We start from the raw sequence: 24,246 nt of genomic DNA on the forward strand, positions 1-24,246 counted from the left end.
CGCGCGCCGGCTGATGGGCGGAATCAGCGCATGCCGGGCATCATGCCCTTCAGGCCGCGCATCATCTTCTGCATGTTGCCGCCCTTCAGCTTCTTCATCATCGTACGCATCTGGTCGTACTGGTTCAGCATCCGGTTGACTTCCTGCACCGGCACGCCCGCGCCGGCCGCAATGCGGCGCTTGCGCGTCGCCTTGATGATCTCGGGTTTCGCGCGCTCGGCGGGCGTCATCGAGCTGATGATGCCTTCCATCCGGCGGATCGACTTCTCGGCCTGGCCCATGTCGGCGCCGGCCGCCGCCTGCTGGAATTGCGCGGGCAGCTTGTCCATCAGCGATGACAGGCCGCCCATGTTCTTCATCTGCGAGATCTGCGCGCGGAAATCGTTCAGGTCGAAGTCGCCGCCTTTCTTGACCTTGTCGGCGAGCTTCTGCGCGGCCTGCACGTCGACGCCGCGCTGCGCTTCCTCGACGAGCGCGAGGATGTCGCCCATGCCGAGGATCCGGTTCGCCATCCGGTCGGGGTGGAATACCTCGAGGCCGTCGAGTTTCTCGGCGACGCCGACGAACTTGATCGGCTTGCCCGTGACGTGACGCACCGACAGCGCGGCGCCGCCGCGCGAATCGCCGTCGAGCTTGGTCAGCACGACGCCGGTGAGCGGCAGCGTGTCGTTGAACGCCTTCGCGGTGTTGACCGCGTCCTGGCCGAGCATCGCGTCGACGACGAACAGCGTTTCGGCCGGCTTCAGCGTGCCGTGCAGCGCGGCGATTTCCTGCATCATCGCCTCGTCGATGCCGAGGCGGCCGGCCGTGTCGACGATCAGCACGTCATGGTAGTGGCGCTTCGCCCAGTCGACGGCCGCGACCGCGATGTCGACGGGCTTCTGGTCCGGCGTGGACGGGAAGAAGTCGGCGCCGACCTGTTCGCTCACCGTTTTCAGCTGCATGATGGCGGCCGGGCGATACACGTCGCACGACACGGTCAGCACCTTCTTCTTGTACTTCTCGCGCAGCAGCTTCGCGAGCTTGCCGGCGGTCGTGGTCTTGCCTGCGCCCTGCAGGCCGGCCATCAGGATCACGGCGGGCGGCGTGACCGCGAGGTTCAGCTCGGCGGCCTTGCCTTCGTAGTCGCCGCCGATCACGGCGGTCAGTTCCTTCTGGACCACGCCGACCAGCGCCTGACCCGGCGACAGGCTGCTGATCACTTCTTCGCCGAGCGCCTTTTCCTTGACCTTGGCGATGAATTCGCGGACGACCGGCAGCGAAACGTCGGCCTCCAGCAGTGCGAGACGCACCTCGCGGAGCATCTCCTGCGTGTTCGCCTCGGTAAGCCGGGCCTCGCCGCGCAGCGTCTTGACGACGCGCGCCATCCGTTGAGTGAGATTGTCGAGCATGGGGAGCGGTGGACAGTGGGGCCCGAAGGCGCGGCGGAACCGAACAAAGGGAGCCGTCGCGGGAAGGGGGCCTAGTGTAAACTTCGAACATGGATATTGTACTGTATGCCCTCACCGCATTCCTGTACGGCGGCCTCGCCGTCGCAGGCTGGCGCACGCACCGTCAGGGCGCGACGCCGCTCGTCGCGAGCGTGCCGGCCGTGCCGGTTCCCGCGTCCGCCGCGTCCGGAATGAGCGGGGCCGGCCGCGCGCTGTTGTTTGCCGCGCTCGTCGCGCACGGCGTGCTGCTCCACATGACGATCTTTCCGAACGACGCGATGGTGTTCGGCTTCGCGTTCGCGCTGTCCGCGATGTTCTGGCTCGGCGCCGGCATCTACTGGATCGAGAGCTTCTTCTTCCCGCTCGACAGCCTGCGCCTGCTGGTATTGCCGCTCGCGTGCGGCGCGTCGCTGCTGCCGCTCGTGTTCGGCGGCGTACGGGTGCTTCCTTATGCCGCAGCACCGCTGTTCAAGCTGCATTTCCTGATCGCGAACATCGCATACGGCTTGTTCGCGATCGCGGCGCTGCACGCGATCCTGATGCTGATGGTCGAGCGGCGCCTGCAGTCGCTGAGGAGCGGCGGGCGCGACGGCTCGACGGGTTGGATCGCGAGCTGGCTCGAAACGCTGCCGCCGCTGCTCACGCTCGAGAAGCTGCTGTTCCGCCTGATCGGCGCCGGCTTCGTGCTGCTCACGCTGACGCTCGCGTCGGGCATCCTGTTCAGCGAGCAGGTCGACGCGCGTGCGTTGCGGCTCGGCCACAAGACGGTATTCGCGATCCTGTCGTGGCTGATGTTCGGCGGCCTGCTGGTCGCCCGCAAGACGTCGGGCTGGCGTGGCCGTGGCGCCGCGCGCTGGGTGCTCGTGTCGTTCGCCGCGCTGCTGCTCGCGTATGTCGGCAGCCGGTTCGTTTTCGAGGTGCTGCTACACCGTTCCGTGGTTTGAACGCAGGTTTCCGATGCGACAGATTCTTCTCCTGATTCTTCTCTTCTTCGCGGGTTCGTGGATTGCGCGCAAGCTGCGCCAAGCCCAGGAGCACGCGCAGGCGCGCACCGGCCGCGGCGCCGGCCACGACGGTACCCCCGGCGGCGCGGGTGCGGCGCGCCCGAACGGCGACGCGCGGTCGCTGCCCGAGCCGATGGTGCGCTGCGCCGAATGCGGCGTGCACGTGCCGAAGGGCGATGCGGTCGCCGCGGGCGGTGAATACTTCTGCAGCGCCGAGCACGCGCAGCGCCACGCCGCGCGGGCAAGCGGTCGCGACGCATGATGAGCGACGCGCCGCTGCTGTCGGTCGACGCGAACGGCTGGGTGCGCGAAGCGCGCCACGCGCCGTCGCCGAACTTCGAGGTGCGGCCCGCTGGCGCGGTGCCGACGCTCGTGGTCGTCCACAACATCAGCCTGCCGCCCGGCGAATTCGGCGGCGATGCGATCGAGGCGCTGTTCCTGAATCGTCTCGACTGCGATGCGCACCCTTATTACCAGAGCCACCTGCGCGGCGTACGCGTGTCCGCGCACTTCCTGATCCGCCGTAACGGCGAACTCGTGCAGTTCGTGTCGTGCGACGAGCGCGCATGGCACGCGGGCTCGTCCGAGTTCTTCGGCCGGCCGCGCTGCAACGACTTCTCGATCGGCATCGAGCTCGAAGGCGCGGACGACGTGCCGTTCGACGATGCGCAGTATGCGATGCTCGCCGTGCTCGGCCGCACGCTCGCGGCACGCTACCCGGTCGACGCATTCGCGGGGCACTCGGACGTCGCGCCGGGCCGCAAGACCGACCCGGGCCCGCATTTCGATTGGCAACGCTTCGCGAGCGATGCCGGTTTTTCCGCCGGATACTTTCCTTTCCGTCAGCACTGATCGCCGGGTTTTTTGACCGGAGAAAGTTTTTTCTCCGACCAATGCCTTGTCGTGTCTGCGCGTGGGCGATGTCAAGACCTCCGTCGCAAATTATCCGTTTGGACGTCCTCCGAATGTCCACTATACTTGGTGCCAGTTGAGCAGTTCTGCACTAGATATAGTGTGTGTCGCAGGGGAAACCCGAGCGGCACCGGCCGGCGGGCAACGCCGGCGGACAGGGTTCTCAGGGCGGCGCGTCAGGCCGGGCGGTCCGGGCGTCGCGATCAGCGCAGCGAACTTCGACGGGGCAGGGTACACATGACGAAGCACACGACCGGATCGGTTGTCGCGCATCGACCGAACCGGCTTCCCCGGCGCATCGCTCGCCTCTTACCGCTCGCGCACCGCGTTGCGCAGCGTTCGTTTTAATCCGCGGTTCTCTCCGCACTATCCAACACCAGGAGCTTTGCACATGCAAACCACCGACAACGCGACGTCCCAGTACGAGAGCGCCTCGAGCCGTCCGCTCGGCGGGACCGAACAGGGCGCGAAGGCGCTCGCGCCGCAGGCCACGTTCGCCGACTACAAGGTGATCCGCCGCAACGGCAGCGTCGTCTCGTTCGAACCTTCGAAGATCGCGATCGCGGTGACCAAGGCTTTCCTGGCCGTCAATGGCGGGCAGGGCGCGGCATCGGCGCGCGTGCGCGAGCAGGTCGAGCAACTGACGCAGAACGTCGTGCGCGCGCTCGTGCGCAGCCGCCCGAACGGCGGTACGTTCCATATCGAAGACATCCAGGACCAGGTCGAGCTCGCGCTGATGCGCGGCGGCGAGCACAACGTTGCGCGTGCGTACGTGCTGTATCGCGAGAAGCGTCACCTCGAGCGCCAGCATGCGGGCGAGGAAGCAGCGGCAGCCGGCGGCGATGCGAGCACCGGCATCAACGTCGTCGACAACGGCGTCACGCGCCCGCTCGACCTGAACGCGCTGCGTGCACTGATCGTGTCGGCGTGCGACGGCCTCGGCGCTGCGGTTAACCCTGACCCGATCGTCGCGGAAACGGTGAAGAACCTGTACGACGGCGTGCCGATGAGCCAGGTCTACGACTCGGCGATCCTGGCTGCGCGCACGATGATCGAAAAGGATCCGGCATATAGCCAGGTCACCGCCCGCATCCTGCTGCACACGATCCGTCGCGAGATCCTCGGCGAGGAAGTGGTGCAGGCCGAGATGTCGGCTCGTTACGCCGAATATTTCCCGCAGTTCCTGAAGCGCGGCGTCGACGCCGGCCTGCTCGACGACAAGCTGCTGCAGTTCGACCTGAAGCGCCTCGGCGACGCGCTCGACGCGAGCCGCGACATGCAGTTCGGCTACCTCGGCCTGCAGACGCTGTACGACCGCTACTTCCTGCACGTCGAAGGCACCCGCATCGAAATGCCGCAGGCATTCTTCATGCGCGTCGCGATGGGCCTGTCGCTGAACGAGATCGACCGCGAAACGCGCGCGATCGAGTTCTACAACGTGCTGTCCAGCTTCGACTTCATGAGCTCGACGCCGACGCTGTTCAACTCGGGCACGCACCGCTCGCAGCTGTCGTCGTGCTACCTGACGACGGTCGCGGACGATCTCGACGGCATCTATGAAGCACTGAAGGAAAACGCGCTGCTGTCGAAGTTCGCTGGCGGTCTCGGCAACGACTGGACGCGCGTGCGCGCACTCGGCTCGCATATCAAGGGCACGAACGGCAAGTCGCAAGGCGTGGTCCCGTTCCTGAAGGTCGTCAACGACACGGCCGTCGCGGTCAACCAGGGCGGCAAGCGCAAGGGCGCGGTCTGCGCGTACCTCGAATCGTGGCACCTCGACATCGAGGAGTTCCTCGAGCTGCGCAAGAACACGGGTGACGATCGCCGCCGTACGCACGACATGAACACGGCGAACTGGATTCCCGACCTGTTCATGAAGCGCGTGATGGAAGGCGCCGACTGGACGCTGTTCTCGCCGTCGACCTGCCCGGACCTGCACGACAAGTTCGGCGCGGAGTTCGAGACGGCTTACACGGCTTACGAAGACAAGGTCGCGCGCGGCGAGATCAAGCTGTTCAAGAAGATCCCGGCGGCGCAGCTCTGGCGCAAGATGCTCGGCATGCTGTTCGAGACGGGCCACCCGTGGATCACGTTCAAGGATCCGTGCAACATCCGCTCGCCGCAGCAGCACGTCGGCGTCGTTCACTCGTCGAACCTGTGCACGGAAATCACGCTGAACACGAGCGACACCGAAATCGCGGTGTGCAACCTCGGCTCGGTGAACCTCGTCGCCCACCTGGTGAAGCAGGCCGACGGCAGCTACGCGCTCGACCACGACAAGCTGAAGCGCACGATCAGCGTCGCGATGCGCATGCTCGACAACGTGATCGACATCAACTACTACGCGGTGGCGAAGGCGCGTAACTCGAACCTGAAGCACCGCCCGGTCGGCATGGGCATCATGGGCTTCCAGGACTGCCTGCACCTGCTGCGCACGCCGTACGCGTCGGAAGCGGCGGTCGAGTTCGCCGATCGTTCGATGGAAGCGGTCTGCTACTACGCGTACTACGCGTCGACCGAGCTGGCCGAAGAGCGCGGCCGCTACTCGAGCTACCGCGGCTCGCTGTGGGATCGCGGCATCCTCCCGCAGGACACGCTGAAGCTGCTGACGGAAGCACGCGGCGGCTACGTCGAGGTCGACACGTCCGAGTCGCTCGACTGGACGGCGCTGCGTTCGCGGATCGCCGCGCATGGCATGCGCAACTCGAACTGCGTCGCGATCGCGCCGACGGCGACGATCTCGAACATCATCGGCGTGTCGGCCTGTATCGAGCCGACCTTCCAGAACCTGTACGTGAAGTCGAACCTGTCGGGCGAATTCACGGTGGTGAACGAGTACCTGGTGCGCGACCTGAAGGAGCGCGGCCTGTGGGATGAAGTGATGGTCGCCGACCTGAAGTACTTCGACGGCATGCTGTCGCGCATCGACCGCATCCCGGCCGACCTGCGCGCGATCTACGCGACCGCGTTCGAAGTCGACCCGACGTGGCTGGTCGAAGCGGCATCGCGTCGCCAGAAGTGGATCGACCAGGCGCAGTCGCTGAACATCTACATGGGCGGCGCATCGGGCAAGAAGCTCGACGAGGTCTACAAGCTCGCATGGCTGCGCGGCCTGAAGACGACCTACTACCTGCGCACGATGGCGGCGACGCACGTCGAGAAGTCGACGGTCGCACACGGCGCGCTGAACGCAGTGCCGACGGGCGGCGGTTCGAGCAGCGGCGGCGCGCAAGGCGCGGCCGGCGGCTTCGGTGCGGCAGGCGGCGCTGCGTCGTCGGGTGCGGTCAACGCGGCACCGGCACTCGCACCGGTCGAGGCAGATGGTCCGGTGTGCACGATGCGTCCGGGCGATCCTGGCTTCGACGAGTGCGAAGCGTGCCAGTAACGCAGTGCGCCTGACCTGAGCAGAAGGTCAGCGCGGCGCACACGACGACCGATCGAGGTTGAAGTGTGCGCCGCTCTCAACTAAAAAAATGATAAGGAATCTGTAACGCGGCACTTGCGTTGCAGGCAGCGACAAGCGATCGAAACATCCCCGACGACGTCGCGTTTCGATCAGCGTTCGATGCGTCGAGCGCACCTCGCGATACACGCGCGGCACACGTCGCGCGCTGCATGAACGACGATGCGTTGCTCAAAGTGTTGTATCGAGGTCGCAACGCGAATCGAAAAAAGGATTTTTCGTGAGCGAACCCTTTTATCGCTCAGGAAAAGATGGTACAAACCGTTCTAAATTGATGGTGAGAATTTATGCTCAACTGGGATGAAGAGAAGACTGCCGTAACTCCCGCGAGCGGAGCGCAGCAAAACGCGATGCGCACCTCCGCAGGAACGGCTGTCGGACTGCAGGCTGCAACGCCTGCCGCCCATCAGGTCCGCGACATTTTCGAAGGCGATCTTGCGGTGCCGCCGCAGGCATCGGCTGCTCCCGCCGGCGGTTCGGAAGCGCGGGTCAATGTCGCCGACAAGCGCATCATCAACGGCCAGACTGACGTCAATCAGCTGGTGCCGTTCAAGTACAAGTGGGCGTGGGAAAAGTATCTGGCCGGTTGCGCGAACCACTGGATGCCGCAGGAAATCAACATGTCCCGCGACATCGCTCTGTGGAAGGACCCGAATGGTCTGACAGACGACGAGCGCCGCATCGTGAAGCGCAACCTCGGCTTCTTCGTGACGGCCGATTCGCTCGCGGCGAACAACATCGTGCTCGGCACGTACCGCCACATCACGGCGCCCGAGTGCCGGCAGTTCCTGCTGCGCCAGGCGTTCGAAGAGGCGATCCACACGCATGCGTACCAATACATTGTCGAATCGCTCGGTCTCGACGAAGGCGAGATCTTCAACGCGTACCACGAGGTCGCGTCGATCCGTGCGAAGGACGAATTCCTGATCCCGTTCATCCACACGCTGACGGACCCGGCCTTCAAGACCGGCACGCTCGAAGCGGATCAGAAGCTGCTGAAGTCGCTGATCGTGTTCGCCTGCATCATGGAAGGCCTGTTCTTCTATGTCGGGTTCACGCAGATCCTCGCGCTCGGCCGCCAGAACAAGATGACGGGTGCTGCAGAGCAATATCAGTACATCCTGCGCGACGAGTCGATGCACTGCAACTTCGGCATCGACCTGATCAACCAGATCAAGCTCGAGAACCCGCATCTCTGGACCGCCGAATTCCGAGCCGAGATCCGCGAGTTGTTCAAGCAGGCTGTCGAACTCGAATACCGCTACGCCGAGGACACGATGCCGCGCGGCGTGCTGGGTTTGAACGCGTCGATGTTCAAGAGCTATCTGCGCTTCATCAGCAACCGTCGTTGCCAGCAGATCGGCCTCGACCCGCTGTACCCGAACGAGGAAAACCCGTTCCCGTGGATGAGCGAGATGATCGACCTGAAGAAGGAACGCAACTTCTTCGAGACGCGTGTGATCGAGTATCAGACGGGCGGCGCGCTGTCCTGGGAATAACCCGCAGCAGCGAACCCGTCACATGATGGAGCAGCCGGCGGCCTCTTGGCCCCGGCCCAAGGTTTAGGAGCAAGAACGCCTGATGCAAAGCATGCCCGGTGCCTTAACGGCACGACGACACGACAGGCACTTTGCGAACCCTTCAGTGGGATGGGCAAACTTCCCTCCGGAAAAAGCGGACGGCTGTGTGGCGGTCCGCTTGATCAAGCGATTAGGGGTAGCGGCGCGAGGTGCGCCGGCTACCGACTTGATTTGGCGCGCGAGGCCGGGTGGTCACGCGCGCCATACCGTATTCATTAGCGTAAGCACGTGGTATCCGCGTACGCCGATGAATAGCCCGCTTCGAAGCGCACGTCCTGAACAGCGTCCGCGGGAAGCGGGTTTTGACGAAGGGTGTAGTTTGAACTGACTCTCATCTGAACCTGAAGGAGAACAACATGGCTACCGCCAAGAAGAAACCGGCTGCTAAGAAGGTTGCTGCAAAGAAAACCGTTGCGAAGAAGGCTGCTGCGCCGGCGAAGAAGGCTGCTGCAGTGAAGAAGGTTGCTGCGAAGAAGGTCGCGGTGAAGAAGGTTGCCGCGAAGAAGGCAGCACCGGCCAAGAAGGCCGCAGCGAAGAAGGTTGCTGCCAAGAAGGTCGCAACGAAGAAGGTTGCAGCCAAGAAGGTCGCAGTGAAGAAGGTTGCTGCGAAGAAGGCCGCACCGGCCAAGAAGGCCGCAGCGAAGAAGGTTGCAGCCAAGAAAGTCGCAGTGAAGAAGGTTGCTGCGAAGAAGGCCGCACCGGCCAAGAAGGCTGCTGCGAAGAAGGCCGCGCCGGCGAAGAAGGCTGCTGCGAAGAAGGCTGCGCCTGCCAAGAAGGCTGCCGCTAAGAAGGCTGCGCCTGCGGCGAAGAAGGCTGCCGCTCCTGCGACGAAGGCCGCTGCTCCTGCGAAGAAGGCTGCCGCTCCGGCCAAGAAGGCTGCGGCTCCGAAGAAGGCCGTCGTGAAGAAGGCAGCGCCGGCAACGACCGCGTCGACCGCATCGGTTGCGCCGGCATCGGGCGTGAAGACCGCGCTCAACCCGGCAGCGGCATGGCCGTTCCCGACCGGCAGCCGTCCGTAATCGAGGCTGACCCGCACTACCCGGACACTCATGCGGTGTCCGTGGGTTGAGTAGCGCTACTCAATCAGTCCCGCCATCTGGTTCAGGTGGCGGGATTTTTTTCGCCCGCCCCTGCAGATGTGCCGGACGTCGGGTGCCTGTATGCCGGCACCAGTGAGTACGGACGAAAAAAAACGCATGTGCAGCTTCGCACATGCGTTCGACCGCGGCTTGCGCCGCGTGCTGAGGTACCCGTTAGTGCGTGACGCGCGTGATGCCGCCGCTCGACAGCAGTCGCACGCGCTCGCCGGCGCGGAACGCTTCGCCGCTTGCTGCCTGCGTGATCGAGCGCAGATCGCCGTTGTCGAGGCGCACGGTGATTTCGACACCGTTCGCCGTGCTGAGGTTTTCGCCGACCGCGTTGCCCGCGACCGCGCCGACGAGACCGCCGGCGATCGCGGTCAGGATCGACCCCTTGCCGCCGCCGATCGCGCTGCCTGCCACTGCGCCGAGCGCGCCGCCGCCGAGCGTGCCGATCGCGCTGCCGCCGCCGTCGGACTGGATGCGCACGGCGCGGACGCTTTCGACCGTCCCCATGCGAACCGTCTGTTCCCGCTGCGCCTGGCCGACGCTATAGACATCCGCCGAACCGGGTGCGGTGAAGCAACCGGTGAGCGTCAGCGAGGCCGCCAGCATGGCCGCGAGCGTGAGGGTCTTTTTCGTCAACATCTTTGCTCTCCCACAAAATTCATTTGAGACTGTAACCGAATGCAGTCTCGAAGCGCGCGTCGATCTCGGCGCGCGTCAGTACGTAAGTCTGGGGCCCCTGGTGGGCGATCTTGATCGAGCCCATCAGGCTCGCGAGGCGGCCCGTGGTTGCCCAGTCGAGGCCGTGCTCGATGCCGTACAGCAGGCCGCCCCGGAAGGCGTCGCCGCAGCCGGTCGGATCGGAGATGCGCTCGGCCGGTACGACAGGAATCTGCTCCGCGCCCTGCTTGTGGCGGATGGTCGCGCCGTGCTCGCCACGCGTAATGACGAGCGCGTCGACCCGGCTGGCGATTTCATCTTCGGACCATCCCGTCTTGTCGCTCACCAGCTTGGCCTCGTAGTCGTTGACCGCCAGATAGGTCGCAAGTTCAATGCAGCGCCGCAGCGTCGCACCGTCGAACAGCGGCAGGCCCTGGCCCGGATCGAACACGAACGGCACACCGGCCTTGGCGAGTTCCTCGACGTGCTGCACCATCCCGTCGAAGCCGTCGGGGCCGACGATCGCGAGCTTGACGTCCGGCGCGTCGCCCGCGTGGTTCAGGTGCGACTGCATCATCGCACCCGGGTGGAACGCCGCGATCTGATTGTTGTCGAGATCGGTCGTGATCATCGCCTGCGCCGTATACGTGTCGGGCAGCACGCGCACGTGGTCGCGGCGCAGGCCGAGCTGGTCGAGCCGGTCGAGATACGGCTGCGCGTCGAGCGCGCCCATCGTCCCCATCATGCGCGCATCGCCGCCGAGCAGGTGCAGTGCGTACGCGATGTTGCCCGCGCAGCCGCCGAATTCGCGGCGCATCGTCGGCACGAGGAAGCTCAGGTTGATGAGGTGCACCTGGTCGGGCAGGATGTGCTCGCGAAACCGCCCTTCGAAGGTCATGATGGAATCGTAGGCGATCGAGCCGCAAATCAACGTAGCCAAGGTGTGCGTTCCTGTAGAAATGAGGGACCCTGCGCGACAACGCCGCGCGAAAGGCGCGGCGCGGCAGGGGAAAGCGAAAGAAAGCTTACTTCAGTGCGGCGAGCGCTGCATCGTAGTTCGGCTCGTCCTTGATTTCGCCGACGAGTTCCGCGTGGATCACCTTGTCCTGCGCGTCGAGCACGACGACTGCACGTGCGGTCAGGCCGTTCAGCGGGCCACTCGTCACGTCGACGCCGTACGCGTTCGCGAACGCGCGGCCGGTGCGGAACGTCGAAGCCGTCACGACATTCTCGAGGCCTTCGGTCGTGCAGAAGCGCGTAGCGGCGAACGGCAGATCGGCGGACACGACGATGACCACCGTGTTGTCGAGCGACGATGCGGCTTCGTTGAACTTGCGGGTCGACGTCGCGCAGGTCGGCGTGTCGAGGCTCGGGACGATGTTCAGCACCTTGCGCTTGCCGGCGAAGCTGGCGAGCGACAGGTCGGCGAGATCCTTGCCGACCAGCTTGAAATCGGCGCCTTGTGCGCCGACGACCGGGAACGTGCCGGCGAGATCGATCGGGTTGCCACCCAGCGTAACTTTGCTCATGTTCGTGCTCCGAAATAGCGCGCCGCTTCGGCGCGCGGGTTGAGACGGGCGCGCAGGCGCGCGCCGCGGTGCGTCACGGATAGAAAATCTGGACGCGGAAATTCGAGGCGGGCGTGCCGTTCGTTTCGACGCGGACGACCATCGTCTGCGTCGTGCCAGGCGGCAGCCCGGCGTCGATCGGCGTGCCCGGGCGCACGTAGTCGCGCGGCGCAAGTACGCGGCGTACGGTCACGTGGTTGGTGTCGTCGAGCAGCGTCAGCTCGAGCGAAGGATAGGCGAGCGCGACACGGTAGCGGTTCGTCAGCGGCACCTTCAGCTCGAGCTCGCGCGGGCCGTCGAGCTGGCGCAGGTCGGTCGCGTCGAGCCGCAGGCCGTCGATCGCGCGCGGCGGCGCAACCGTGCAGCCGAGCGGTGCGCAGGCCTGCCGGAACCAGCCCTGTGTGACGGGCCAGTCGATCATCAGCGTTTCGCGCTGCCACCATGCGAGTTGCGCGACGAGCAGCACGGCGAGCACGGCAGCGACGAGACCACCGAAAAAGCCGCCGACCATGCCGCGTCGCTGCGGCGCGCGCGTCTCGCGCGTGACGGCGAAATGCGGACGATCGTCGTCGGTCAGCGCAGCGGGGAACGGTGTGGCCGGTGCGCTGGCCGTGGCGGCGGGCGTCTCGTCATGCCGTGGGGTGCCGGTGTCAGGCTCGGTTCCGGCTTCGGTGACGGCTTCGGTGACGGCTTCGGCTTCGGCTGGCGCAGGAGCGAACGCAAAACGCGGTTCGCGCGGCGCGCGTTCGTCGTCCGGCACGGCGAAGCGCGCGGTGCCGACGGGTTCGGCGGCATCGTGAGCGGTCTCTGCGTCCGACGGAAGGTGGGCGACGAAGCGGGGCTCACGCGGGTCGCGTTCGACGGGTGCGGCCGATGGTCCGGTGTCTTGCTGCGTCTGCAACGATTCGGCGGGTTGCGCGACGGCAGTGGAGGTGTCCAGCTCGGCCGGGGAGGGCGCGAACGGTGCGGGCGTACCCGACAGGTGAACGACGCCGGCTTCGGTGGAAGGAAGCGCGAGCGGGATCAGCGGCTCGGTGCGCAGGGTCTGCACGCTGTGCTGCAGCGACGGGTCGATGCCGGCATCGAGCCACGGCGCCCACATGTCCCAGCCTTCCGGCTTGTAATCGGTGTCGGAGGGTAGCCCGGCCGGCGCTTCGCCAGCGAACAGCCGAGGCGGGGCCGGATGATGCGCGTCGCCGTCGTCCGGCGCGGCAGCCGGTTCGGTCAGGGCCGGTTCGGGCTGCTGCGCGTGCTCGGGAACGAGCGACTCGGATGCGTTGAAGACTTCGTGGCAATGCCCGCAGCGCACAAGCCCTTGATGCAGCGAGAGCTGTTCCTGCTGCAGCCGGAAGACGGTTTCGCAATGAGGGCAGCGCGTCGCAAGAAGCATGTCGAGCCGGGCGGCCTGCTGGCCAGAGTGAAGGACAGCGCTATTCTAATGGCTTTCGCGGCGGGTTCCGGCGAGGCATACCCAACCTTCGTGCTCACGCCAGACCGAAATGTCGACGTAGCGTGCGTAGACGGCCGCAACTTCGTCCGCCTGGCGCGCGAGCACGCCCGACAGCGCGATGCGCCCGCCCGGCTTGACCTTCGATGCGAGCATCGACGCCATCAGCTTCAGCGGGTTCGACAGGATGTTCGCGACGACGATGTCGAAGTCACCGTCCGGGCATGCATCGGGCAGCCCGTACGTGACATCCGCGTGGTTGCGTTCGCTGTTCTGCCGCGCCGATTCGACTGCCTGCGGATCGATGTCGATGCCGATGACGGAGTTCGCCCCGCATTTCTTCGCGAGGATCGCGAGAATGCCCGAGCCGCAACCGTAGTCGAGCACCGACTGGCCGGGCTTCACCGACTGCTCGAGCCATTCCATGCACAGGCGCGTGGTCGGGTGGCTGCCGGTACCGAATGCGAGGCCAGGATCGAGTTCGAGGACGAGCGCATCGGGATCGGGTGCGTCATGCCACGACGGCACGACCCAGATCCGCTCGCCGATCGGGATCGGCTCGAACTGCGATTGCGTGAGCCGCACCCAGTCCTGTTCCTCGACTTCGCGGACGGTGAACGCCGGGGTCTCGGCGACGCCGATCTCGTTCGCGGCCGCCGCGAGCAGCACGGCCGGCTCGTGGTCGGCCGCGAGCAGCGCGACCACGCGCGAGTGCTGCCACGCGGTGCGATCGGGCACGAGGCCCGGCTCGCCGAAGAGCGGCTGTTCGTCGGGCGTGTCGGCGTCGGCGTCTTCGACCGACACCGACAGTGCGCCGAGGTCGAGCAGCGCGTCGGACAGCGCCTCCGCATGCTCGCGGGCCAGTTCGACGACGAGTTCGCGATAGCTCATGCTTACGCTTCTTCCGGTGCGACTTGCTGCTTCTGGGCGAGCCGGTTTTCGAGGTAGTGGATGCTGGTGCCGCCTTCGACGAACTTCGAATCGATCATCAGCTCGCGGTGCAGCGGGATGTTGGTCTGGATGCCTTCGACGACCATTTCCGACAGCGCGATGCGCATCCGGCTGATCGCCTGCTCGCGCGTCGCGCCGTAGGTGATCAGCTTGCCGATCATCGAATCATAGTTCGGCGGCACGAAATAGCCATTGTAGGCGTGCGAATCGACGCGCACGCCAGGGCCGCCCGGCGTATGCCACGACGTGATCCGGCCCGGCGACGGCGTGAACTTGAACGGATCTTCGGCGTTGATCCGGCATTCGATCGCATGTCCGCGGAACTGGATGTCGCGCTGGCGCAGCGCGAGCTTCTCGCCGGCCGCGATGCGGATCTGTTCCTGCACGATGTCGACGCCCGTGATCAGCTCCGACACCGGGTGCTCGACCTGCACGCGCGTGTTCATCTCGATGAAGTAGAACTCGCCGTTTTCATACAGGAATTCGAACGTGCCTGCGCCGAGGTAGCCCATCTTCTTGCAGGCGTCCGCGCAGCGGTCGCCGATGCGGTCGATCAGGCGGCGCGGAATGCCGGGTGCCGGCGCTTCCTCGATCACCTTCTGGTGGCGGCGCTGCATCGAGCAATCGCGCTCGCCGAGCCAGATCGCGTTCTTGTACGCGTCGGACAGCACCTGGATTTCGATGTGGCGCGGGTTCTCGAGGAACTTCTCCATGTACACCTGCGGGTTGCCGAACGCACGGCCGGCTTCCTCGCGGGTCATGTTGACCGCGTTGACGAGCGCAGCCTCGGTGTGCACGACGCGCATCCCGCGCCCGCCGCCGCCGCCTGCCGCCTTGATGATGACCGGATAGCCGATCGCGCGCGCAATCTTGACGATCTCCTTCGGATCGTCCGGCAACGCGCCTTCCGAGCCCGGCACGCACGGCACGCCGGTCTTGATCATCGTCTGCTTCGCGGTGACCTTGTCACCCATCATGCGGATCGTTTCCGGGCGCGGGCCGATGAACGTGAAGCCCGACTGCTCGACACGTTCCGCGAAATCGGCGTTCTCCGACAGGAAGCCGTAGCCGGGGTGGATCGCCTCGGCATCGGTGACTTCCGCGGCGCTGATCAGCGCCGGCATGTTCAGGTAGCTCAGGTTCGACGGGGCCGGGCCGATACAGACGGCTTCGTCCGCGAGGCGCACGTACTTGGCTTCCTTGTCGGCTTCCGAGTAGACGACCACCGTCTTGACGCCGAGCTCGCGGCACGCACGCTGGATGCGCAGCGCGATTTCACCGCGGTTGGCAATGAGGATTTTTTCAAACATAGCGAGTATTCGTCTCTTCGAGGGGCGCGCGAACGGCGCCTGGCGGGCATCGGCGGCGCGCGGCCCGCAGGCCGCGCGGCGGACTTAGCCGATCACGAAAAGCGGCTGGCCGTATTCGACGGCCTGGCCGTTCTCGACGAGGATTTCCTTGATCACGCCGGCCTTGTCCGACTCGATCTCGTTGAGCAGCTTCATTGCTTCGATGATGCAAATCGTCTGGCCTTCCTTGACCGTGTCGCCCACCTGGACGAACGGGTCGGCGCCCGGCGACGGCGCGCGATAGAACGTGCCGACCATCGGCGACGTCACGACGTGGCCCTGCGGGACAGCCGGAGCGGCAGCGCCGCCTGCGGCCGGCGCGGCGGCGCCTTCGATCGGCAGCGCGGCCGACGGCGCGGGCGCGCTGACTTGCGGGGCATACCCAGCCGTCGGCTGCACGTAGACCGGCGGCGCGTTCTTGACGATGCGCACCTTGCCTTCGCCTTCCGTCACTTCCAGCTCGGAGATGCCGGATTCGGAAACGAGGTCGATCAGAGTTTTCAGCTTACGAAGATCCATCGGGAATTCCCCTTTCAATACGTGAAAGCGCCGGTTAGGGGCCGGCGCTGAATCTAGATCGCGAAATCAGCCGCGCGACGCGCCTTGCAGCTTGTCCAGCGCGTACTCGAGCGCGTACAGATAACCTTTCCAGCCGAGCCCGCAGATCACGCCTTCGGCCTGGTCGGAAAAGTAGGAGTGGTGCCTGAACGCTTCGCGGCGATGCACGTTCGACAAGTGAACCTCGACGAACGGGATGCCAACGCCGGCGATCGCGTCCCGGATCGCGACGCTCGTGTGCGTATACGCGGCCGGATTGATCAGGATGAAATCGGTCTGTTCTTCCCGCGCGGCCTGGATGCGGTCGACCAGCGCGCCTTCATGGTTGCTCTGGAACGACGACAGTTCGGCGCCGGCTTCCCGGGCACGCGCGGCAAGCGCCTGATCGATCTGGGCGAGCGTGACGCGGCCGTACACCTCCGGTTCCCGGGTGCCGAGAAGGTTCAGGTTGGGGCCGTGCAGCACCAGCAATCGTGTCATGGTCGCTTCTATTTCTGCGGAATTGCGCGAACTTTAGCGCTATTTAGAGAAATTTGTCTAGTTTCGCCGAACGGTCGAGCGCGCCCGACCTGCAAGAATTACCGGCGCGCAAGCAAAGTATCGGCGAATTCACGCGAAATTGCGGCGATCCACGGGCAAATCGCTGCCAACGTGCGGGCCGCCGTCCAGGCAGGTTACAGTGCGTCGAGCGTCTTTTTCAGCTCGGCCGGTTGGATTTGTCCCAATTTTGTCTCGCGAATCTTGCCGGTTTCGTCGATGACGACCGTAAACGGCAACGCGCCGGCGGTATTTCCGAAATTACGGGCCAGATCGGCGCCCGCATATCCGCTGATGAATACCGGATAGTCGACCTTCACCTTCTGCAGAAAGTTCTTCACGTTCTGTTCCGAATCGACGCCGATCCCGATGAAACGGATGCCCTTCTGCTTGTATTGATGCGACAGCGCGACGAGCTCCGGCATCTCCTCGACGCACGGGCCGCACCACGACGCCCAGAAATTGACGACGACCTTCTGGCCCTTGAAGGCGGACAGCGTGGCCGGCTTGCCGTCGGTGCCCGTCAGCGACGCCGCCCACAGCTGTTCGACCGGGCTGCCGTGTGCGGCGGGCGCGGCGACGGCGACACCGTCATCGGCGGTGCCGCGGAACCAGTGGCCGGCGGCGAGCCCGCCGGCAACGGCGGCGGCCGCGACCACCGCGAGCGCCAACATGCGTTTCATCATCATCGTTGAATCATTCCGGTTCGGAAGGGGTCTTGCCTGCTTCGACGAGCGCACGCAGCGCAGCGGCATCCGCACGGGCGACCCGGCCGCGCGCGTCGGCCTTGACCGCGCCGCGCAGGTCGTCGCTCGCATAGAGCGCGAGGTGGATGCCGATCGCGTCCACGTCGCGCCGCGGGCGCCACAGGAAACTGAGCGTCTCGACGTCGGCGCGGCCCGCGAAGTGCCGCGTCTCGGATACGTCGTACTGGACGTTCTGGTTCAGCAGGTAGATTGCGACGTCCTTCGGGTTGTCGGTGAATGCCTGCAAATGGATATCCGAATGCGCGTTCGCGGTGCCGTTCAGCACGGCGCCCGTCACATAGGGATGGAACTCGGCGAGCCGGCGCATCCAGTCGAGCGCGACTTCGCGCAGGCGGCGCAGCTCGTCCGGCTGCGTGTCGCTCTGGAACAGAGCGAGGTACTCGCGCAGTTCTTCCTCGATCTGGTCGTTATCCGGCAGCCATTCGCCGGCAACGCGCGTATCGCCCAGCAACTGGCGCGCGGCCTTGCGTTTCGCGCCGGCATAGTCCAGGCCGTCCTCCGCGATCAGGCGGGCGGCGGACTGGGCGATTTCCTCGCGGACGCGCCGCGGGTCGAGAAGGGTTTTGCGAGACATGATCCGGCAATCATACTCGATCGCCGCAGGGCCCGAGCGCGGGTGCGGCGGCCTGCCGCCCGGCGTGCCGGCGCCGTTCGCGCGCAGCGTTCGGGCCGCCGGGCACGGCAGGCCGTCAGTTACAATAGTGTCCTTTGTGTCGCGGCAAAAGCCGTTGGCCGGGCGCCGGCCGCACGGCTCGTCCGGCGCGCCGCACACGCATCCTTTCCGAATCGACGGCGCCCGGCGGCGCGAAAGCATTCATCTATGCACATCCACATTCTTGGCATCTGCGGCACCTTCATGGGCGGTCTCGCCGTACTCGCGCGCGAGGCGGGCCACACGGTGACGGGTTGCGACGCGGGCGTCTATCCGCCGATGAGCACGCAGCTCGAGGCGCAGGGCATTACGTTGATCGAGGGCTACGGCGCCGAGCAGATCGACCTGAAACCGGACCTGTTCGTGATCGGCAACGTCGTCACGCGCGGCAATCCGCTGATGGAGGCGATCCTGGATCGCGGCCTGCCGTACGTGTCGGGTCCGCAGTGGCTCGGCGAGCACGTGCTGGCCGGCAAATGGGTGCTCGCGGTCGCGGGCACGCACGGCAAGACGACCACGTCGTCGATGCTCGCGTGGCTGCTGGAGGATTCGGGCCTGAATCCGGGCTTCCTGATCGGCGGCGTGCCGCTGAACTTCGGCGTGTCGGCGCGGCTCACCGATTCGAGCTTCTTCGTGATCGAGGCCGACGAATACGATACGGCGTTCTTCGACAAGCGCTCGAAGTTCGTCCACTACCGGCCGCGCACCGCGGTGCTGAACAATCTCGAATTCGATCATGCCGATATCTTCCCGGATCTCACGGCGATCGAGACGCAATTCCACCATCTCGTGCGTACCGTGCCCGGTGTCGGCCGGATCGTCACGAACGGCCGCTCGGATGCGCTCGAGCGCGTGCTGGCGCGCGGCTGCTGGAGCGAGGTCGAGCGGTTCGGCGTCGACGGCGGCTGGCAGGCGCTGCCGGCCGAGGACGGCGTGCCGGTCGACGAGCGCTTCGCGGTGTATTCGCACGCGGAACGCGTCGGCGAAGTCGCGTGGCAGGTGCAGGGCGATCACAACCGGATGAACGCGCTGGCGGCGATTGCGGCTGCGCGCCATGTGGGCGTGCCGCCCGCGCAGGCGGCCGAATCCCTCGCGTCGTTCCGCAACGTGAAGCGCCGTATGGAAGTGCGCGGCAGCGTGGACGGCGTGACCGTCTACGACGATTTCGCGCACCATCCGACCGCGATAGAAACCACGATCGCCGGCCTTCGTGCCCGCATCGGCCGCCAGAATGCCCGCATCCTCGCGGTGCTCGAGCCGCGTTCGAACACGATGAAGCTCGGCGTGATGAAGTCGCAATTGCCGGCGAGCCTGGCCGACGCCGATCTCGTGTTCGGCTACGGCGCGCCGACCGGGCGCGATGCGCTCGGCTGGGATCTGGCCGAGGCGCTGGCGCCGCTGGGCGAGAACGCGCACGCGTTCGACGACCTGCACCTGCTGGTGAAGTCCGTCGTCGCAGCCGCGCGCCCGGGCGACCACGTGCTCGTGATGAGCAACGGCGGCTTCGGCGGCGTGCACCAGAAGCTGCTCGATGCGCTCGGGAGCCGCACGTGATCCTGTATCTGCACGGCTTCCGGTCGTCGCCGGAATCGCAGAAGTCGCGCCAGCTCGCGGCGCGCATGGCCGAACTCGGCCGCACCGGAGAGTGGCGGTGCCCGTCGCTGTCGGTGTCGCCGCTCGAGGCGATCGCGGTCGCGGAAGCGGAGGTGGCCGGCGCGCGCGACGTGACCGTCATCGGCAGCTCGCTCGGCGGCTATTACGCCACGTGGCTGGCCGAAAAGCACGGCTGGAAGGCCGTACTGCTGAATCCGGCCATCGTGCCGCAGCGCGATCTCGAGCAGCATCTCGGCGAACAGCCGCTGTACCACGGCGGCGGCACGATCGTCGTCGAGCGCCGTCACCTGCATGAACTCGATGCGCTGCGCGTGCCGGCGATCACGCGTGCCGAACGCTACTATCTGTTCGCGGCGACCGGTGACGAAGTGCTCGATTACCGCGAGATGCTCGCGCATTACCCGGGCGCGAAAACGCACGTGATCGAGGGCAGCGATCACGGGATCAGCGAGTTTGCCGACTATGTCGACGACGTTCTCGCCTTTTGCGACGGAAAGACGTCTTAATCCGGCCATGTGCCGATCGAATTCCCATCATCATGCGGCGCCGCCGACGCGGCGCCCGGCAGTCTGAACGAGAGTACTGAGTGAACGTTTTCTTCGAGGAATCGGGCAGTTTCAAGGCGGGCAGCGTGCTGTCGCGCCAGGGCGACGCGTTTCAGGTCGAGTTGCCCGGCGGGCGGCGTGCGAAGGTGCGCGCGAAAGACGTGCTGATCGAATTCGACAAGCCGGCCGCAAGCGAACTGATGCAGGAGGCCGACTCGGCCGCGCAGCAGATCGATCTGGATTTCCTGTGGGAATGCGCGCCGGCCGACGAGTTCGCGTACACGGCGCTGGCCGCGGAATACTTCGGCGCGACGTACGGCCCGGTCGAGCGTGCGGCGCTGGTGTTGCGACTGCACGGCTCGCCCGTCTACTTCCGCCGCAAGGGGCGCGGCCAGTACCAGCGCGCGCCGGAAGACCAGCTCAAGATGGCGCTCGCGTCGCTCGAGCGCAAGCGCCAGCAGGCGCTCGTCCAGGTGCAGTATGAAGAGGAACTGAAGGCCGGCAAGCTGCCGGACGCGTTCGCGGGCAAGGTGCTCGGGCTGCTGACGCGGCCGGACAAGAACGCGATCGAATACAAGGCGATGGAGGCGGCGGCCGGTGCGCGCGGCGTGTCGCCGGCGCGGCTGATGCTCGACTGCGGCGGCATCGCGTCGCCGCGTGCGCTGCATGAGGCGCGCTTCCTCGCGGAGTTCTTCCCGCACGGCACGGGCTTTCCGCCCGTCACGGTCGGCGCGCTGCCCGACGACCTGCCGCGCGCGGACGTCCAGGCGTTCTCGATCGACGACGTCACGACGACCGAAATCGACGACGCGTTCTCGGTCGAGCACCTGGCCGACGGCCGTGTGCGGATCGGCGTGCACATCGCGGCGCCGGCGCTCGGCATCGTGCGCGGCGACGCGGTCGACGCGATCGCGCGCACGCGCCTGTCGACCGTCTACATGCCGGGCGACAAGATCACGATGCTGCCGGATGACGTCGTCGACGTGTTCACGCTGAAGGAAGGCGACTACCGCCCGGCGCTGTCGCTGTACATCATCGTCAACCGCGAAACCCAGGAGATCGTCGCGAACGAGACGCGCGCCGAGCTCGTGTTCGTGAAGAGCAACCTGCGCCACAACCACCTCGACGAGCTCGTCAACGAAGAGACGCTCGCGGCCGGCACCGGCGACTATCCGCACAAGGACGACATCGCCGTGCTGTGGCCGCTTGCGCAGGCGCTGTTCGAGAAGCGCCAGGTCGCGCGCGCGGGCTACGGCCTGAAGCGCGAGGTGCAGCGCAACACCGACTACAACTTCTACGTCGACGGCGAGCACGTGTCGATCACGCCGCGCCGCCGCGGCTCGCCGCTCGACCTGATCGTGTCGGAGCTCGCGATCCTCGCGAACTCGACCTGGGGGGCATTCCTGCACGACCACACGGTGCCGGGCATCTACCGCTCGCAGCGGGGCTTCGGCGCGCCGGGCCCGAAGCGCACGCGGATGCAGACGACGGCCGCGCCGCACGAAGGCCTCGGCGTGGCGCAGTACGCGTGGAGCACGTCGCCGCTGCGCCGCTACGTCGACCTCGTGAACCAGTGGCAACTGCTCGCGTGCGTGCAGCATGGTGTCACTGCGAAGCTCGCCGCACCGTTCAAGCCGAAGGACGCCGATCTTTATGCGGTCGTGCAGGGCTTCGACGACACCTACACGGCCTATGCCGACTACCAGCGCCGGATGGAGTATTTCTGGTGCCTGCGCTGGCTTGCGCAGGAGCAGAAGAAGCAGGTCGTCGCGAGCGTCGTGAAGGGCGATCTCGTGCGCCTCGAGGAAATTCCGCTGCTGCTGCACGTGCCGGGGCTCGGCGTGCATGCGCGCGGCACGCGCGTGCTGCTCGACGTGATGTCGCTCGACGAGCTGACGATCGAGGCATCGGTGCGGTTGGTGAAGGTGCTCGACGCGCCGGCCGTGACGAGCGGCGACGCGGCCGAGGAAGAGGATGACGCCGAAGGTGGCGACGACACGCTGATCGACGCCGAAGACGCGACGGCCGAAGCCGAGGCCGAAGCGATGGCGGAAGCGGAAGGCGCGGCGGCCGGTGAAGGCGGCGAAGCCGCGAACGGCAACGCCGGCGAAGAGGGGCGCGCATCATGAGCGCGGCTGCGTCGACGAGCGGCGCCGACCGCTATGTCGTGTTCGGCAACCCGGTGGCGCACAGCAAGTCGCCGTTCATCCATGCGCAATTCGCCGCGCAGACGGGCGAGCCGGTCGAGTATACGCACCGGCTCGCGCCGGTCGACGGTTTCGACGCTGCCGTGCGCGCGTTCGTCGCCGAAGGCGGGCGCGGCGCGAACGTGACGGTGCCGTTCAAGCTCGAAGCGCATGCGCTCGCCGACACGCTGTCGCCGCGCGCGGCAGCGGCGGGTGCGGTGAATACGCTGCGCTTCGACGCCGACGGCCGCATCCACGGGGACAACACCGACGGTGTCGGCCTCGTGCGCGACATCGAAGCGAATCTCGGCGTGTCGCTGGCGGGCGCGCGCATTCTGCTGCTCGGTGCGGGTGGCGCGGCGCGCGGCGTCGTGCTGCCGCTGCTCGACCGCGCGCCGCTGTCGATCACGATCGTGAACCGTACCGCGAGCAAGGCCGAGGCACTCGTCGGGCAGTTCATGCAGGCCGCGCACGATGCGGGCTGCACGCTCGCCGGTGGCGGCCCCGATGTCGTGCGCGCGGAGCCGTACGACGTGGTGATCAACGCGACGGCCGGCAGCCTCGATGCCGCGCTGCCGGAGTGCGACGCGGCCGCATTCGGCGCGGGCACGCTTGCGTACGACATGATGTACGGCGCGCAGCCGACGGTGTTCATGCAGCATGCGGCGTCGCTCGGCGCGCGCACGGCCGACGGCCTCGGGATGCTCGTCGAGCAGGCGGCCGAATCGTTCTTCATCTGGCGCGGCGTGCGGCCGGACGGCGCACCGGTGCTGGCGGCGCTGCGCCAGGCGCTCGCGGCGAGCTGAACGGAGCGCGGCACGTGGTGGCGGTGAGCGGCACGCAGCCCACGCGGACGGTGAGCCCGGCCCGCTGGATCGTCTATGCAGGCTCGGTGTTCGCGGGCGCGTGGTTCGCGACGCAACTGTTCTATCTCGTGCAGATCGCGCTGTGGTCGTTCGTGAACCCGGGCTCGACCGCGTTCATGCGTACCGACGCGTGGTGGCTGTCGCACGACAAGCCGCCCGCGCAGATTCAGCATCAATGGGTGCCGTACGACCAGATCTCGCGCAACCTGAAGCGCGCGCTGATCGCGTCGGAAGATTCGACCTTCGCGACCAACAACGGCTACGACGTCGACGCGATCCTGCAGGCGTGGGAAAAGAACAAGGCGCGCGGCCGGATCGTCGCGGGCGGCTCGACGATCACGCAGCAGCTCGCGCGCAACCTGTTCCTGTCGCGCGAGAAGAGCTACATCCGCAAGGGGCAGGAGCTCATCATCACGTGGATGCTCGAAACGGTGCTCGACAAGGAGCGGATCTTCGAGATCTACCTGAATTCCGTCGAGTGGGGACGCGGCGTGTACGGCGCCGAGGCAGCCGCACGCTACTACTACAGGATTCCCGCCAGCCGGCTCGGCGCGTGGCAATCGGCGCGTCTCGCGGTGATGCTGCCGAAGCCGCGCTGGTTCGACGCGCACCGCGGCTCCGCCTACCAGGCGCAGCGTGCGGCAGTCATTGCCCGCCGGATGGGTGCGGCCGAACTGCCGCAATCGGAGTGAACGGCGCGCTCGCGCCGTCGCATTGACCGTTTCGCCACCCGTGCGCCGCTCGTGAGCCGCTCGTGCGTCGTTTGTGCACTGCAGCGCATTCGTGTCGCGCGCATTTCGGGCCACATCCTTTAGACGAATTCGTCTATTTCGTTTTGCCGAGCAATGCCGCGCGCCGCGCGACTTTGTTAGTCGATATAGCACGAAATTCTGGAATTTTTAGTATTTCAGACTAAACGGGAAAGTGTGTGAAAGGTATGTGAAATGTAATGTTTCACGAACCGAAGCATTCCTGAAAGGTGTGCGCTGCACCGGCCGCGAGCCAAATATTTCAAAATTTTTCAAAGCTGACGGGCTCGCGTATATTGGCCAGCGCCTCGGCTTATCGGCCG

Annotated in this window: 23 protein-coding genes; 12 read left to right on the forward strand and 11 right to left on the reverse strand. The window is 66.1% G+C overall.

Annotation, left to right across the window (positions count from 1 at the left end):
- Positions 1–23 precede the first annotated feature (23 nt).
- Entirely contained in the window at positions 24–1,391 is a 1,368-nt protein-coding gene (ffh, locus tag HWX36_RS24595; RefSeq protein ID WP_021159890.1) for a signal recognition particle protein, read from the reverse strand.
- A gap of 89 nt (positions 1,392–1,480) precedes the next feature.
- Between ffh and ccsA the strand changes: the two genes are divergently transcribed.
- The 7 genes from ccsA to HWX36_RS24630 all read left to right on the forward strand — a co-directional run bounded on the left by ccsA (position 1,481) and on the right by HWX36_RS24630 (position 9,408).
- Positions 1,481–2,374 carry a cytochrome c biogenesis protein CcsA gene (ccsA, locus tag HWX36_RS24600; protein ID WP_175955582.1) on the forward strand — a complete coding sequence of 298 codons (894 nt, stop codon included), beginning with the start codon at positions 1,481–1,483 and terminating at the stop codon, positions 2,372–2,374.
- Positions 2,375–2,387: 13 nt separating this feature from the next.
- Positions 2,388–2,696, forward strand: a complete 309-nt coding sequence (locus tag HWX36_RS24605; protein WP_175955584.1) for a PP0621 family protein — start codon at positions 2,388–2,390, stop codon at positions 2,694–2,696.
- Positions 2,696–3,286, forward strand: coding sequence for a 1,6-anhydro-N-acetylmuramyl-L-alanine amidase AmpD (gene ampD, locus HWX36_RS24610; RefSeq protein ID WP_175955586.1), 591 nt, complete (start codon positions 2,696–2,698; stop codon positions 3,284–3,286). Before HWX36_RS24605 ends, ampD begins: the two co-directional genes overlap by 1 nt.
- A 451-nt stretch (positions 3,287–3,737) precedes the next feature.
- Complete coding sequence (locus HWX36_RS24615) at positions 3,738–6,731, forward strand: ribonucleoside-diphosphate reductase subunit alpha (protein ID WP_175955588.1); 2,994 nt, start codon at positions 3,738–3,740, stop codon at positions 6,729–6,731.
- A 365-nt stretch (positions 6,732–7,096) separates the two neighbouring features.
- A complete protein-coding gene (locus HWX36_RS24620) occupies positions 7,097–8,308 on the forward strand; it encodes a ribonucleotide-diphosphate reductase subunit beta (protein ID WP_175955590.1) in 1,212 nt (403 codons plus the stop codon).
- 82 nt (positions 8,309–8,390) lie between these two features.
- On the forward strand, positions 8,391–8,717 hold the full coding sequence (locus tag HWX36_RS24625; protein ID WP_175955592.1) for a hypothetical protein: 327 nt from the start codon (positions 8,391–8,393) through the stop codon (positions 8,715–8,717).
- Positions 8,718–8,745: 28 nt separating this feature from the next.
- On the forward strand, positions 8,746–9,408 hold the full coding sequence (locus HWX36_RS24630) for a histone H1-like DNA-binding protein (RefSeq protein ID WP_175955594.1): 663 nt from the start codon (positions 8,746–8,748) through the stop codon (positions 9,406–9,408).
- A gap of 234 nt (positions 9,409–9,642) precedes the next feature.
- Here HWX36_RS24630 and HWX36_RS24635 read toward each other — a convergent pair whose 3' ends face one another.
- The 10 genes from HWX36_RS24635 to HWX36_RS24680 all read right to left on the reverse strand — a co-directional run bounded on the left by HWX36_RS24635 (position 9,643) and on the right by HWX36_RS24680 (position 17,885).
- Complete coding sequence (locus tag HWX36_RS24635; RefSeq protein WP_175955596.1) at positions 9,643–10,116, reverse strand: glycine zipper 2TM domain-containing protein; 474 nt, start codon at positions 10,114–10,116, stop codon at positions 9,643–9,645.
- 19 nt (positions 10,117–10,135) lie between these two features.
- The gene (locus tag HWX36_RS24640; protein WP_175955598.1) at positions 10,136–11,074 is read right to left on the reverse strand and encodes a carbohydrate kinase family protein; all 939 of its coding nucleotides are present in this window, start codon (positions 11,072–11,074) and stop codon (positions 10,136–10,138) included.
- Positions 11,075–11,159: 85 nt separating this feature from the next.
- The gene (tpx, locus tag HWX36_RS24645; protein ID WP_175955600.1) at positions 11,160–11,663 is read right to left on the reverse strand and encodes a thiol peroxidase; all 504 of its coding nucleotides are present in this window, start codon (positions 11,661–11,663) and stop codon (positions 11,160–11,162) included.
- A gap of 73 nt (positions 11,664–11,736) precedes the next feature.
- Positions 11,737–13,092 carry a zinc-ribbon and DUF3426 domain-containing protein gene (locus tag HWX36_RS24650; RefSeq protein ID WP_175955602.1) on the reverse strand — a complete coding sequence of 452 codons (1,356 nt, stop codon included), beginning with the start codon at positions 13,090–13,092 and terminating at the stop codon, positions 11,737–11,739.
- Between the two features lie 45 nt (positions 13,093–13,137).
- Complete coding sequence (prmA, locus tag HWX36_RS24655; RefSeq protein ID WP_175955604.1) at positions 13,138–14,040, reverse strand: 50S ribosomal protein L11 methyltransferase; 903 nt, start codon at positions 14,038–14,040, stop codon at positions 13,138–13,140.
- A gap of 2 nt (positions 14,041–14,042) precedes the next feature.
- Positions 14,043–15,410 carry an acetyl-CoA carboxylase biotin carboxylase subunit gene (accC, locus tag HWX36_RS24660; protein ID WP_047899754.1) on the reverse strand — a complete coding sequence of 456 codons (1,368 nt, stop codon included), beginning with the start codon at positions 15,408–15,410 and terminating at the stop codon, positions 14,043–14,045.
- An 84-nt stretch (positions 15,411–15,494) separates the two neighbouring features.
- Positions 15,495–15,968, reverse strand: a complete 474-nt coding sequence (accB, locus tag HWX36_RS24665) for an acetyl-CoA carboxylase biotin carboxyl carrier protein (RefSeq protein ID WP_175955606.1) — start codon at positions 15,966–15,968, stop codon at positions 15,495–15,497.
- A 66-nt stretch (positions 15,969–16,034) separates the two neighbouring features.
- Positions 16,035–16,487 carry a type II 3-dehydroquinate dehydratase gene (aroQ, locus tag HWX36_RS24670; RefSeq protein WP_027783493.1) on the reverse strand — a complete coding sequence of 151 codons (453 nt, stop codon included), beginning with the start codon at positions 16,485–16,487 and terminating at the stop codon, positions 16,035–16,037.
- A 194-nt stretch (positions 16,488–16,681) separates the two neighbouring features.
- The gene (locus HWX36_RS24675) at positions 16,682–17,233 is read right to left on the reverse strand and encodes a TlpA disulfide reductase family protein (RefSeq protein ID WP_175955805.1); all 552 of its coding nucleotides are present in this window, start codon (positions 17,231–17,233) and stop codon (positions 16,682–16,684) included.
- Between the two features lie 7 nt (positions 17,234–17,240).
- The gene (locus HWX36_RS24680) at positions 17,241–17,885 is read right to left on the reverse strand and encodes a UDP-N-acetylmuramate--alanine ligase (protein ID WP_175955807.1); all 645 of its coding nucleotides are present in this window, start codon (positions 17,883–17,885) and stop codon (positions 17,241–17,243) included.
- Positions 17,886–18,131: 246 nt separating this feature from the next.
- Here HWX36_RS24680 and mpl point away from each other — a divergent pair, with 246 nt between their 5' ends.
- The 5 genes from mpl to mtgA all read left to right on the forward strand — a co-directional run bounded on the left by mpl (position 18,132) and on the right by mtgA (position 23,866).
- A complete protein-coding gene (gene mpl, locus HWX36_RS24685; protein WP_175955607.1) occupies positions 18,132–19,517 on the forward strand; it encodes a UDP-N-acetylmuramate:L-alanyl-gamma-D-glutamyl-meso-diaminopimelate ligase in 1,386 nt (461 codons plus the stop codon).
- The gene (locus HWX36_RS24690; protein WP_175955610.1) at positions 19,514–20,083 is read left to right on the forward strand and encodes a YqiA/YcfP family alpha/beta fold hydrolase; all 570 of its coding nucleotides are present in this window, start codon (positions 19,514–19,516) and stop codon (positions 20,081–20,083) included. The genes mpl and HWX36_RS24690 overlap by 4 nt, the downstream gene beginning before the upstream one ends.
- Before the next feature lie 80 nt (positions 20,084–20,163).
- Positions 20,164–22,251 (forward strand): RNB domain-containing ribonuclease, encoded by a 2,088-nt coding sequence (locus HWX36_RS24695; RefSeq protein ID WP_175955612.1) that lies wholly within the window; start codon positions 20,164–20,166, stop codon positions 22,249–22,251.
- On the forward strand, positions 22,248–23,114 hold the full coding sequence (gene aroE, locus HWX36_RS24700; protein ID WP_175955614.1) for a shikimate dehydrogenase: 867 nt from the start codon (positions 22,248–22,250) through the stop codon (positions 23,112–23,114). Before HWX36_RS24695 ends, aroE begins: the two co-directional genes overlap by 4 nt.
- A gap of 14 nt (positions 23,115–23,128) precedes the next feature.
- Positions 23,129–23,866 carry a monofunctional biosynthetic peptidoglycan transglycosylase gene (mtgA, locus tag HWX36_RS24705; protein ID WP_175955616.1) on the forward strand — a complete coding sequence of 246 codons (738 nt, stop codon included), beginning with the start codon at positions 23,129–23,131 and terminating at the stop codon, positions 23,864–23,866.
- The last annotated feature ends 380 nt before the right edge of the window (positions 23,867–24,246 follow it).

This window comes from Burkholderia sp. BCC0405, from assembly GCF_902833075.1.
Taxonomy (GTDB): Bacteria; Pseudomonadota; Gammaproteobacteria; order Burkholderiales; family Burkholderiaceae; genus Burkholderia.